Annotated in this window: 10 protein-coding genes; 7 read left to right on the forward strand and 3 right to left on the reverse strand. The window is 71.6% G+C overall.

Features of this window, described 5'->3' with window-relative positions; translation table 11 throughout:
* Window positions 1-23: 23 nt before the first annotated feature.
* The 3 genes from M3148_RS10525 to M3148_RS10535 form a co-directional block, all read right to left on the reverse strand.
* Window positions 24-1856 carry a S8 family serine peptidase gene (locus M3148_RS10525; RefSeq protein WP_251304651.1) on the reverse strand — a complete coding sequence of 611 codons (1833 nt, stop codon included), beginning with the start codon at window positions 1854-1856 and terminating at the stop codon, window positions 24-26.
* Between the two features lie 70 nt (window positions 1857-1926).
* Entirely contained in the window at window positions 1927-2322 is a 396-nt protein-coding gene (locus M3148_RS10530) for a type II toxin-antitoxin system VapC family toxin (RefSeq protein WP_251304652.1), read from the reverse strand.
* A complete protein-coding gene (locus tag M3148_RS10535) occupies window positions 2319-2585 on the reverse strand; it encodes a type II toxin-antitoxin system VapB family antitoxin (protein ID WP_251304653.1) in 267 nt (88 codons plus the stop codon). Before M3148_RS10535 ends, M3148_RS10530 begins: the two co-directional genes overlap by 4 nt.
* Before the next feature lie 42 nt (window positions 2586-2627).
* Between M3148_RS10535 and M3148_RS10540 the strand changes: the two genes are divergently transcribed.
* From M3148_RS10540 to M3148_RS10570, 7 genes are all read left to right on the forward strand, one after another.
* On the forward strand, window positions 2628-5315 hold the full coding sequence (locus tag M3148_RS10540) for a DEAD/DEAH box helicase (protein ID WP_251304654.1): 2688 nt from the start codon (window positions 2628-2630) through the stop codon (window positions 5313-5315).
* Window positions 5312-5806, forward strand: coding sequence for a Cys-tRNA(Pro) deacylase (gene ybaK / locus M3148_RS10545; RefSeq protein ID WP_251304655.1), 495 nt, complete (start codon window positions 5312-5314; stop codon window positions 5804-5806). Before M3148_RS10540 ends, ybaK begins: the two co-directional genes overlap by 4 nt.
* A complete protein-coding gene (locus M3148_RS10550) occupies window positions 5803-6447 on the forward strand; it encodes a pentapeptide repeat-containing protein (protein WP_251304656.1) in 645 nt (214 codons plus the stop codon). Before ybaK ends, M3148_RS10550 begins: the two co-directional genes overlap by 4 nt.
* 609 nt (window positions 6448-7056) lie before the next feature.
* Window positions 7057-8178: a multiple monosaccharide ABC transporter substrate-binding protein gene (gene chvE, locus M3148_RS10555; protein ID WP_251304720.1), complete on the forward strand. Its 1122-nt coding sequence runs from the start codon at window positions 7057-7059 to the stop codon at window positions 8176-8178.
* 78 nt (window positions 8179-8256) lie between these two features.
* On the forward strand, window positions 8257-9798 hold the full coding sequence (gene mmsA / locus M3148_RS10560; RefSeq protein ID WP_251304657.1) for a multiple monosaccharide ABC transporter ATP-binding protein: 1542 nt from the start codon (window positions 8257-8259) through the stop codon (window positions 9796-9798).
* Window positions 9795-10970 carry a multiple monosaccharide ABC transporter permease gene (gene mmsB, locus M3148_RS10565; RefSeq protein ID WP_251304658.1) on the forward strand — a complete coding sequence of 392 codons (1176 nt, stop codon included), beginning with the start codon at window positions 9795-9797 and terminating at the stop codon, window positions 10968-10970. The genes mmsA and mmsB overlap by 4 nt, the downstream gene beginning before the upstream one ends.
* A gap of 81 nt (window positions 10971-11051) precedes the next feature.
* Window positions 11052-12650, forward strand: a complete 1599-nt coding sequence (locus M3148_RS10570; protein WP_251304659.1) for a xylulokinase — start codon at window positions 11052-11054, stop codon at window positions 12648-12650.
* Window positions 12651-12702 lie beyond the last annotated feature (52 nt).

Consider the following 12702-nt stretch of genomic DNA (forward strand, 5'->3'; position numbering starts at 1 on the left):
GCCCGCGCGCGGGACAGGGCCGCTCACGGGCCGGTGTGGAGCTCTGCCGGCCGCTCGAGGACGACGGCGCGCACCACCTCCCTCAGCTGCGCGGGCAGCCTGTCGAGCGGCAGCGAGTCGCCCCGCTCGCTGGTCCAGCCGCCGTCGTCCGCGCGCACGGGCTCGGTGGCGAAGGCCCGAGCGAACACGGCCGGTGGCGCGGTGATCGAGAGGGTGGGGCCCGAGGCGGGGCCCACCGTGAACCCGGCCCGCTCGAGGGCCGCGGCCACCTCGCGCACGGTCCCCGCGGCGGGCAGCCACTCACTGCTCGTCGCCGTGCTGAACGTGGACGGCTCCGCTCCCGAGGGCGAGCGCAGCATGACGAGCGCCACCGCCGTGTCACCCGGATCCGGCGCTGCTGCACCGAGAGCGGCGACTGCCGCGGCGGCGTCCACGAGCCCGGGCCCCGTGGCAAGGTCGGGACCCGGCCCGGCCGGCTCGCCGAACTCGGGGTGGTTGGTGCCGACGGTGACGTCACGTGCCGTCGCGGCGAGCACCTCCCGCACCCGCTCCGGCGGCGTCCCGGGCGCTGCCTGGGCGAGCAGGGCGCACACACCGGCCAGCTGCGGAGCCGCCGCGGAGGTGCCGCTGAAGGCCGCCCACCCGTCGTCGGGGGAGGTCTCGTCGCCCTCCGGGTGCGTGCCACCGGCGAGGTTCCGGTCGATGGCGCAGCCGGGCGGGACCGGCAGCATGAGGTACGTGGCCCCGGGCAGCAGACCGACGAGACCGCTGACGTCCGGCACCCGCCGGCCCGGGTACACACGGGACACGAAGCCGCTCGCGTAGTCGGACGCCCGCAGGCTCCCGTCGGGTCCCAGGTAGACCCCGCCGGCGGAGATGACGTCGGGGTGCTGCCCGGGGAAGCCCCACGAGCCGTTGCCCGCGGAGAAGACGACGACGACGCCGTCGGCCACCGCCGCCGCGACCGCCGCCGCCAGCGCCTGGTTCGCCGCGCTGAGCGGCGGGCCGGGCTGGTCCGAGCCCCAGCTGTTCGTCACGATGTCCGGCCGCAGCGCCACCGCGGCGGTGAACGCCGCCGTGACGTTGACGAGCGCACCGGAGGCCGTGGCCGCCTTGACCGGCAGCAGCGTGACGTCCGGGGCGGCGGCGAAGACGTTCGCCGCCTCGCCGGTCCCGTGCCCGTTCTCGTCGACCTCCGGGTCGGTGGTGCCCGGCCCCAGGACGGTCGGTTCCACCCGGTAGCCGCGGGAGGTGAAGAAGGGGTGGGTCTGGAAGCCGGTGTCCACCATTCCCACCCGCACGCCCGCGCCGGTGACGCCGTCCCGCTGAGGCCCGTCGGCCCGCAGCGCCGTGGCGAGCTGCTCGGGCAGTGTGAGGTGCCAGTAGTCCACCGGCGGAGGATCGGCCGACGGCGCGGGGCCGGGCGGCGTGGATGCCGGGTAGTACGGCTCCTCGATCGCCACGGCGCCGACCACGTCCGCCAGCGACGAGCCCGCCGTCTCGAGCAGGCCGGGCACGGCGCTGCCCTCGGAGTCGATGAAGGTGCCCGTGCCTCGCACGGACCCGGGCTTGATGACCTGCCGCTCCTGCGTGTAGAGCCGCCGGCCGAAGACCCGTTCGAAGAGCTCCGGCGGTCCGGCGACGTTGACGAGGAGCCGCGAGGTGTGGAGCACCTCGAAGCCGGCCTCCGTCAGCGCCGCGACGGTGCGGGCGACGTCCTCGTCGCTGGCGTAGAACCGCTCCACCGTCGCAGCCGTCACCACCTGGCCCGGCGCGAAGAGCGAGGCGGGTGCCCCGCCCGGCTGGCAGAGCGCGTAGACGCGCTCCGGGAAGTCGCGACCGGTCGTCGTCGCCATGGCTGCCCCCTCAGGTCGGTGCCTGCCACGAGCGTAGGAGTGACCACTGACACGCGCCGCCGGGTGCCCTTCAGCCGACGGCGGGGCGCAGGTCCGTGTGGACGAAGTCTTTGCCCTTGTAGAGCAGCGGCGCCCCCGTCTGTGACGCCAAGGCGTAGGAGTAGCAGTCGCCGAGGTTCAGTCCCGCAGGGTGACCGGACCCCTTGCCGTAGTCGCGGTACGCGTCACTGGCGATCGTTGCCTGCTCCTCGTCGAACGGCACGACGACGACCTCCAGCTCCCGGATCAGTGCGTCGAGCCGTCGGCGCTTCTCGGCACCGAGTCGCGCCCCGACGACCACTCGCGCCTCGACGAGCGTCGCTGCGGAGACTCTCGGTTGCCGGTCACGCGTGATCGCGCGTGCAAAGGCACGCGCTTCCGGCTCCTCAGCGAGAATCGCGAAGAATGCCGAGCTGTCGATGATCACGTCGGCAGCCCGAGATCGTCGTAGAAGTAGTCATCCCCGGACCACAGGGCCGCACGGTCCTCCGCGGTGAGATCGGCACTGAACTCCGCCGCGATCTGCATGATCCGGTCGACCTTCGCCTCGACCTCCTCGTCCGTGCGGGACAGCTCCTCGATGCGTCGGCGCACGGCGTCCTCCACGGCACTGGTCTGGCTCTGCCCGGTCAGCTGCGCGAGCTGGCGCACCAGCGCGTGCGTCCGCTCGTTCTTGATGTTCAGCCCCACGTCCCTATTCTACCGCTGGTAGACCCCCGGTCTACCCCTGGGATGTCGGTGCCCTCTGCGAGACTGACGGACGTGACCACCCACGAGCTCAACGCCCTGCTGGACCGCCTCGAGGACGAGGCGGCCGCCGACGGCGCGCTCGACGCCGACGCGCTCTACGAGGGCTTCACCACCTGGGCCGAGGGCACCGGCCGCGTGCTCTACCCGCACCAGGAGGAGGCGCTGCTCGAGATCACCACCGGCTCCCACGTCATTGTCTCCACCCCCACCGGCTCGGGGAAGACGATGATCGCGCTCGCCGCGCACACCGTCGCCCTGGCACGCGGTGAGCGCAGCTACTACACCGCCCCGCTCAAGGCGCTCGTCTCGGAGAAGTTCTTCGACCTCGTCGCGCTCTTCGGCTCCCACAACGTCGGCATGGTCACCGGGGACTCCGCGATCAACCCCGAGGCGCCGATCATCTGCTGCACCGCGGAGATCCTCGCCAACCAGGCGCTGCGCGAGGGCGCCGGGCTGGACGTCGGCGTCGTCGTCATGGACGAGTTCCACTTCTACGCCGACCCCCAGCGCGGCTGGGCCTGGCAGGTGCCCTTGCTCGAGCTGACGAACACCCAGTTCGTTCTCATGTCCGGCACGCTCGGGGACGTGTCCTTCTTCGAGCGGGACCTCAGTCGGCGCACGGGCCGGGAGGTCGCCGTCGTCTCCGGCGCCGAGCGTCCCGTCCCGCTCACCTTCGACTACTCCCTCGAGCCGATCCAGGACCTCCTCCAGCGGCTCGTCGAGCAGGGCCGCTCCCCCGTCTACGTCGTCCACTTCGCGCAGAAGGACGCCGTCGAGCGCGCGCAGTCGCTCACCTCCGTCACGGTCGCCACCCGCGAGCGCCGCGACCAGATCGCGACGGCGATCGGCGACTTCCGCTTCGCCAAGGGCTTCGGCCAGACGCTGTCCCGTCTCCTGCGCCTGGGCATCGGCGTCCACCACGCGGGCATGCTGCCGCGCTACCGGCGGCTCGTCGAGCGCCTCACGCAGTCCGGCCTGCTCGCCGTCGTCTGCGGCACCGACACCCTCGGGGTGGGGATCAACGTGCCGATCCGCACCGTCGTCCTCACCTCGCTGACGAAGTTCGACGGCGAGCGCTCCCGTCACCTCACCGCACGCGAGTTCCACCAGATCGCGGGGCGCGCGGGGCGGGCCGGCTACGACACCACCGGTGAGGTCGTGGTCCAGGCTCCCGAGCACGTCATCGAGAACGCCAAGGCGCTGGCCAAGGCGGGCGACGACGAGAAGAAGCGCCGCAAGATCGTGCGGAAGAAGGCACCCGCCGGCGTCGTCAACTGGACGGACAAGACCTTCGAGCGCCTGCGCGACGCCGATCCCGAGCCGCTGACCAGCCAGTTCTCCGTCACCCACACGATGGTGCTGTCGGTCCTCGCCCGCCCGGGCGACCCGGTCAGGGCGATGTACCGGCTGCTCACCGAGAACCACGAGCCGCCCACGCCCTGGAACCCGCACCTGCGCCGGGCGGCGGAGATCTACCGCTCCCTGCGGACGGCGGAGGTGCTCGAGCACCGCGACGCCGCGTGGCGCCGCGCGCACCCGGGTGAGCCCTACGTCCGCCTCACCGTGGACCTGCCGCGCGAGTTCGCGCTCAACGCGCCGCTCTCGCCATTCGCGCTGGCCGCCATCGACCTCCTCGACGAGGAGTCCCCGGACTTCGCCCTCGACGTCGTCTCCGTCATCGAGGCCACCCTCGAGGACCCCCGCCCACTGCTCTACGGCCAGCAGCGGCACGCGCGCGGCGAGGCGATCGGCGCGATGAAGGCCGAGGGCATGGAGTACGAGGAGCGGATGGAGGCGCTGGAGGAGATCACCTGGCCGCGCCCGCTCGCCGAGATGCTCGAGCCGGCCCTCGCCACCTACCGGCAGACCAACCCGTGGGTCGCGGACTACGAGCTCAAGCCGAAGTCCGTCGTGCGGGAGATGGTCGAGAACGCGATGACCTTCTCCGAGCTCGTCTCCCGCTACGACGTCGGCCGCAGCGAGGGCGTGGTCCTGCGCTACCTCACCGACGCCTACCGGGCGCTGCGCCAGGTGGTGCCCGAGCGCGCCCGCACCGAGGAGGTCGAGGAGATCATCGGCTGGCTCGGGGACCACATCCGCTCGATCGACTCCAGCCTGCTCGACGAGTGGGAGTCCCTCTCCGGCGCCACCGCCCCCTCCGCCGACGCGGCAGCCACCGCCGACGCCGCCGAGCGCCGCTTCGGCGAGGACGACGACGGCGAGCTCGCCTTCACCCGCAACCGGCACGCCTTCCGGGTCGCGATCCGCAAGGCCCTGTTCAACCGCGTCGAGCTGCTGGCCCGCGAGCACTACGAGCCGCTCGGGGCGATGCACGCCGCCGACGGCTGGGACGCCGAACGCTGGGCGCAGGCGATGGACCCGTACTGGCAGGACTACGACTGGCTCGGCACCGACGTGCCCGCCCGCGCCGCCTCCCTCGTCACGATCGAGGAGCGCCCCTCCCGGGAGGACCTCCTCCGCGCCGGCCTGCCCGAGGACGACGACGCCGTGCTCGGCCTGGCGGGCGCCGGTCGCCTGTGGCTGGCGCGCCAGACCCTGGACGACCCCGAGGGCGAGCACGACTGGGGCATCTGGGCCGTCGTCGACCTCGACGCGAGCGACGCCGCGCAGGGGGCGGTGGTCCGGGTGCTCGACGTGGGGCCGCGGTGAGCCGCCGCGCGGCACCGGCCGGCACCCCGGCGCTGCGTGTGCTGCAGGACGCCGGGGTGGTCCACGCCGTGCGCGAGTACGTCCACGACCCGCGCACGGAGCTGTCCTTCGGGATGGAGGCCGCCCAGGCGCTGGGCGTGGACCCGGCGCGCGTGCTCAAGACGCTCCTCGCCGAGGTCGACGGGAGCCTCGTCGTCGCCGTCGTCCCGGTAACCGGGGAGCTGGACCTCAAGGCGCTGGCCTCCGCCGTCGGCGGCAAGCGGGCCACGATGGCCGAGCCGGCCGCCGCGGAGCGGGCCACCGGCTACGTCGTCGGCGGCATCTCCCCGTTCGGGCAGCGGCGCCGGCTGCCGACCGTCGTCGACGAGACGGCGCTCGACCACGCGACCGTGCTCGTCAGCGCCGGCCGCCGCGGCGCCGACGTCGAGCTCGCCCCGGCGGACCTCGTGGCCCTCACCGGCGCGCGCACGGCCCGGGTCGGTCGACCGTGAGGCGGCGCGGCTGGGCCATCCCCGAGCCGGACGTGCCACCGCACCTCGAGCCGGGTGACGTCACCGAGCTCGACGACGCGACCACCGCGGGCGTCGACCTCACCGGCGCCGTCCTGCCCGGCCTGTCCGAGGCGCAGGTCGAGGGCAGCGACCTGTCCCGGGTGCGGGCGGGCGGCGGGCAGTGGGAGCGGGTGACGCTCGCCGACTGCCGCCTCGACGGCGCGGACCTCGCCAACCTCGTGTGGCGCGACGGCTCGCTGCTGCGCTGCTCCCTGCGCGAGGCGCGGATGACCGGCGCCCTGCTCGCCGGGGTGCGGCTGCGCTCCACGCTCCTCGAGGGGGTGCAGGGGACGCTGACCAGCTGGCACGGCGCCCAGCTGCGCTCGGTCGTACTGCGGGGCTGCGACCTGTCCGAGGCCAGCTTCACCGAGACGGTGATGGAGGAGGTGCTCCTCGAGGACTGCGTGCTCAGCGGGGCACAGCTCTCGGGCCTGCGCTGCCGCGACGTCCAGCTGCGCGGCTGCCGGCTCGACGGCGTCGGTGGGGTGAGCGGGCTGCGCGGTGCCCGGGTGGCCGAGGAGGACGCCATCGGCCTGCTGCCCGCCCTCGCCCGCGAGCTCGGCCTCACCATCAGCGGCTGAGCCGCCCCCTGCCACCCCTGCCACCCCAGCGGCCGACCATGCGCCCCTCGTTCCACTGTGCGCCCGGTCGACCGCCCGCACAGTGGTACCAGCGGGCGCACAGTCGACGTGGTGCGTGTAGGTGCGATCGAGCCTGCGAGATTCGCGGCCCACACGCGAAAGGCTTTCCGCACCAGGCCCGACGAAGCAGCCGAACGTGGCTGGCCAGTGGTCGTGCGAGTGTGGGGGCTTGTGATCGAGTGCGGGTGCCCGCTACGGTGGCGCGACTGCGAGAGCACCGCCGGTCCCGAGGCCGCCTGGTTGTCCTCGCGGGCCCGGGCGGCGCACCACCGGCCGGCCGGGGCAGCAGTGCCTCCGTCAGCCGCCGGTGTTACCGAATCGCAACCCGGCACAGGACCAAGGATGTGACATCCAGCGCTTCGTCAGGTCAGAATGTTAGCGTGAACATTCGCCGCCCAGACGGCACCTGAGGGCGCAGCGGCCTCACCGCTCGACTACGCGGTCGAGCACAGTCAGGGCCCGCCGCCGGCGGGTCAGAAACAACCTCCACTCTCGAAGGAGAGAACATTGCGCACACGGAAGTTCGCAGCAGTCGCGGCAGGGCTCACCATGACCTTCGCCCTCGCCGCCTGCGGCGGTGGCGGAGCGGGCAGCAGCGACGACAGCACCGAGACCTCGGGCGGGGACGCCACGGCATCCGGCGACCAGACCATCGGTGTCGCCATGCCCACGCAGACCTCCGAGCGCTGGATCGCCGACGGTGACGCCGTCAAGAGCCAGCTCGAGGAGGCCGGGTACACGGTCGACCTGCAGTTCGCCAACGACGACATCCCCACGCAGACCCAGCAGATCGACCAGATGATCCTGCAGGAGGTCGACCTCCTCATCATCGCCTCGATCGACGGCACCGCGCTGACCAGCCAGCTCGACGCCGCCGGCGCCGCGGGCATCCCGGTCATCGCCTACGACCGCCTCATCAACGGCAGCGAGAACGTCGACTTCTACGTCACCTTCGACAACTACAACGTCGGTGTCCAGCAGGCCACCTCGCTGCTCGTCGGTCTGGGTCTCCTCAACGAGGACGGCTCGGAGAACCCCGAGGCCCCCGAGGGACCCTTCAACGTCGAGCTCTTCGCCGGCTCGCCGGACGACAACAACGCGGGCTTCTTCTTCGACGGCGCGATGGACACCCTCAAGCCCTTCATCGACGCCGGCACGCTCGTCGTCCCGTCCGGCCAGACGGACTTCGACACCGTCGCCACGCTCCGCTGGAGCCAGGAGGCGGCCCAGCGCCGCATGGAGGACCTCCTCACCTCCACCTACAGCGGTGGCGAGGAGCTGCACGGGGTCCTGTCCCCGTTCGACGGCATCTCCCGCGGCATCATCACCGCCCTCCAGGGCGCGGGCTACGGCCCCACCATCGAGGACGGCCTGCCGGTCGTCTCCGGTCAGGACGCCGAGATCGCCTCAGTCGCGCTCATCGACCAGGGTGTCCAGTTCGCGACGATCTTCAAGGACACCCGCAAGCTCGCCACCGAGTCCGTCCGCGCCGCGCAGGCGTTCCTCGAGGGCAACGAGCCCGAGGCGAACGACACCGACACGTACGACAACGGCGTCAAGGTCGTCCCCTCCTACCTCCTGGAGTCGGACATCGTCTACGCGAGCAACATCGAGGAGCTCCTCGTGGACTCCGGGTACTACACCGCCGAGCAGGTCGAGCAGGGTTCCTGACCCCACGGTGCGGGGCCGGGCAGTGCGCCCGGCCCCGCATCTCCCTCCACACCGCAGAACCACGAGAAGTGAGGCGGCATGACCGACAACATCTTGGAGATGCGCTCCATCACCAAGACGTTCCCCGGCGTCAAGGCGCTCCAGGACGTGACCCTGGAGGTTCGACGCGGTGAGATCCACGCGATCTGCGGGGAGAACGGCGCCGGCAAGTCGACGCTGATGAAGGTCCTCTCGGGCGTCTACCCCCACGGCACCTACGAGGGCGAGATCTACTACGACGGCGCGGAGGTGCGCTTCGGGTCCATCAACGACTCCGAGGCGCACGGCGTCGTCATCATCCACCAGGAGCTGGCCCTGGTCCCCCACCTGTCCGTCGCCGAGAACATCTTCCTCGGCAACGAGACCCGCGGCACCGCAGGCCTGATCAACTGGAACGAGACCAACTCCCGGGCGGCCGAGCTCCTCCACCGCGTCGGCCTCACCGAGAACCCCACCACCCCGGTCGGACAGCTCGGCGTCGGCAAGCAGCAGCTCATCGAGATCGCCAAGGCGCTGTCCAAGGACGTGCGCCTGCTCATCCTCGACGAGCCCACCGCGGCGCTCAACGACACCGACTCCGAGCACCTGCTCGGGCTGCTGCGCCAGCTCAACGCACAGGGCATCAGCTGCATCATGATCTCCCACAAGCTGGGCGAGATCGCCGACATCGCCGACCGCACGACGGTCATCCGCGACGGCCGCACCATCGAGACGCTCGACATGAGCGCGCCCGAGGCCACCCAGGAGCGGATCATCCGCAGCATGGTGGGCCGCGACCTTGAGCATCGCTACCCCGAGCGCACGCCCGACGTCGGCGATGAGGTGCTGCGGGTGGAGGACTGGACCGTCCACCACCCCACCCAGGCGGGGCGCGTCGTCGTGGACAAGGCGAGCTTCGACGTCCGGGCCGGTGAGGTCGTCGGCATCGCCGGCCTCATGGGCGCGGGGCGCACCGAGCTGGCGATGAGCCTGTTCGGTCGCAGCTACGGGCGAGACATCTCCGGGCGGGTCTTCCTCCACGGCAAGGAGATCAAGGTCCGCACGGTGAGCGAGGCCATCGCGAACGGCATCGCCTACGTGAGTGAGGACCGCAAGCGCTTCGGCCTCAACCTCATCGAGAACATCCGCCGCAACATCTCCGTCGCGGGCCTGCGCAAGCTCGCGCCCCGCGGCTGGGTGGACGCGAACGAGGAGCTCAAGGTCGCCGAGGAGTACCGGGCCAACCTCAACATCAAGGCGCCCTCCGTGCTCGCCACCGTCGGCAACCTCTCCGGCGGCAACCAGCAGAAGGTCGCGCTGTCGAAGTGGCTCTACACCGAGCCGGAGGTCCTCATCCTCGACGAGCCGACCCGAGGCATCGACGTCGGCGCCAAGTACGAGATCTACACCATCATCAACCGCATGGTCGCGGCGGGGAAGGCGGTCGTCGTCATCTCCTCCGAGCTGCCCGAGCTGCTCGGCATCTGCGACCGCGTCTACACCCTCGCGTTCGGCCGCATCACCGGGCAGCTCCCGGTGGAGAGGGCCACCCAGGAAGAGCTCATGGCACTCATGACCATGGAGAAGGAAACGGCGAAATGACCGGCATCACGAACATCCGGGAACTCATGTCCCGGAACATCCGACAGAGCGGCATCCTCATCGCCCTGGTGGCGCTCGTGGCGCTGTTCACGTTCCTCAACCCGAGCTTCCTCAGCCCGGGCAACCTCACGAACATCGTCCTGCAGTACTCCTACATCCTCATCCTCGCCATCGGCATGGTCATCGTCATCATCGGTGGCCACATCGACCTGTCGGTGGGCTCGGTCGTCGCCCTCGCGGGCGCCGTCGCCGCCGTCCTCGTCGTCAAGGGCGGGCACCCGTGGTGGGTCGGCGTCCTCGCCGCCATGGGCGTGGGCCTGGCCGTGGGCGTGTGGCAGGGGTTCTGGGTCGCCTTCATCGGGATCCCGGCGTTCATCGTCACCCTGGCCGGCATGCTGCTCTTCCGCGGCATGACCTACCAGGTGCTCGACAACGTCTCCCTGTCCCCCTTCGGCGGGACGTACTACAAGATCGCCAACGGCTTCCAGAACGGCCTGCTCGGCGGGTACGGCTACGACGCGCTGACGCTCATCGTCTTCGGCCTCGCCGTCGCGGGCTACGCCTTCACCCAGGTGCGCGCCCGCCAGGGGGCCCTGCGCTACAAGCAGACCGTCGAGGCCTTCCCGCTGTTCATCCTCAAGATCGTCGTCGTCGGCGCGGTCGTCATGTGGTTCGGCTACCAGCTGGCCGTCAACCGCGGCCTGCCGAACGTCCTCATCATCCTCGCGCTGCTCATCATCATCTACACGGTCATCACCCAGCGCTCGGTCTTCGGCCGCCACGTCTACGCGATCGGCGGCAACCTGCCGGCCGCCCAGCTCTCCGGCGTCAAGGTCAAGAAGGTCAACTTCATGATCTTCGTCAACATGGGCCTGCTCTCCGGCATCGCCGGCATCGTCTACTCCTCGCGCATGAACAGCGCGCAGCCCGCGGCGGGCAACATGTTCGAGCTCGACGCCATCGCTGCCTGCTTCATCGGTGGCGCCGCCGTCACCGGTGGTGTCGGTCGCGTGACCGGCGCGATGATCGGCGCGCTGATCATGGCCGTCATGACCAACGGCATGCAGCTCATGGGCGTGCCGACCTCCACCCAGCAGATCGTCAAGGGTCTGGTGCTCCTCCTCGCCGTGGCCTTCGACGTCTACAACAAGCGCCGCGCCGGGGCCCGCTGAGCCCAGGTCGCACACGAGGGGCCGTCCACCCGGGCGGCCCCTCGTCGCAGTTTCCGCCCCGTACGCATGGAAGGACCATCGATGGACCACTCTGAGGACCTGGCCGAGGCGATCCGCGAGGGCCATACCTCACTCGGCATCGAGCTCGGCTCGACCCGGATCAAGGCCTGCCTCGTGGGCCCCGACCCGACCCAGGTTCTGGCCGTGGGCTCCCACGAGTGGGAGAACGAGTTCGTCGACCGCTCGTGGACCTACTCCCTGGAGTCCGTGTGGACCGGCCTGCAGGCCGCCTACGCCGACCTCGCCGCCGACGTCGAGCGCCGTTACGGCGTGCCGCTGACGACCGTCGGCGCGATGGGCGTCTCGGCGATGATGCACGGCTACCTCGCCTTCGACGGCGACGACGAGCTCCTCGTCCCCTTCCGCACGTGGCGCAACACGACCACCGGCCCCGCCGCCGCTGAGCTCTCCGAGCTGCTCGGTGTCAACATCCCGCTGCGCTGGTCCGTCGCGCACCTGCACCAGGCCGTGCTCGACGGCGAGGAGCACGTCCCGCAGATCCGTTTCCTCACGACCCTGGCCGGGTACGTCCACTGGCGCCTCACCGGCCGCCGCGTGCTGGGCGTCGGGGACGCCTCGGGCATGTTCCCGATCGACGCCGCCACCGGCACCTACGACGCGCGCATGCTCGAGCAGCTCGACACGCTCCTCGCCGGCCGGCTGCCCGTGGCCCACGCCGTCGAGCTCTTCCCCGAGGTCCTCAGCGCCGGCGAGCCGGCCGGTGAGCTCACCGCAGAGGGCGCCGCGCTCCTCGACCCGTCCGGCGCCCTGCGCCCGGGAGTGCCGCTGTGCCCGCCCGAGGGCGACGCCGGCACCGGGATGGTCGCGACGAACGCCGTCGCGCCGCGCACCGGCAACGTCAGCGCGGGGACGAGCATCTTCGCCATGGTCGTCCTCGAGCGGCCGCTGGAGGGAGTGCACCACGAGATCGACCTCGTCACCACGCCCTCGGGTGACCCGGTGGCGATGGTCCACTGCAACAACGGCGCGAGCGAGCTCGGGGCGTGGGCGAGCCTCTTCGGCCGCTTCGCGGAGGCGGCGGGCACGCGGCTGAGCCAGGACGCCGTCTTCGCCACCCTCTTCACCGAGGCGCTCGACGGCGAGGCGGACGCCGGCGGCCTGCTCGCCTACAACTACCTCGCCGGGGAGCCGATCTCGGGCCTCGACGAGGGGCGCCCGCTCGTCCTGCGCACGCCGGACAGCCGCCTCACCCTGGCGAACTTCGTCCGCGCCCAGGTCTACGGCGTGTTCGGCACGCTGAGCATGGGGATGCAGGTGCTCGCCAGGGAGGGCGTGGTGATCGACCGCATGCTCGCCCACGGCGGCATGTTCCGCACCGCCGGCGTCGCCCAGCGCTTCCTGGCCGGCGCACTCGACGCGCCCGTGGCCGTCGGGGAGACCGCCTCCGAGGGCGGGGCGTGGGGCATCGCGGTCCTCGCCTCCTACCTCGGCGCCGCGGAGGGCACCGACCTCGCCGGCTACCTCGGCGAGCAGGTCTTCGCCGGGGCCTCCTTCGACACCGCGCAGCCCGACCCGCGGGACGTCGCCGGCTACGCGGCCTTCCTCGAGCGCTACCGCGCGGGTCTCGCAGCGGTGGGGGCCGCCGTCGAGGCGCTCTGACCCGAGCACACGGAAGGGGCCGGCCCACGTGGGCCGGCCCCTTCTGCGTACC

Source organism: Georgenia satyanarayanai (genome assembly GCF_023715365.1).
GTDB classification, from domain to species: domain Bacteria; phylum Actinomycetota; class Actinomycetes; order Actinomycetales; family Actinomycetaceae; genus Oceanitalea; species Oceanitalea satyanarayanai_B.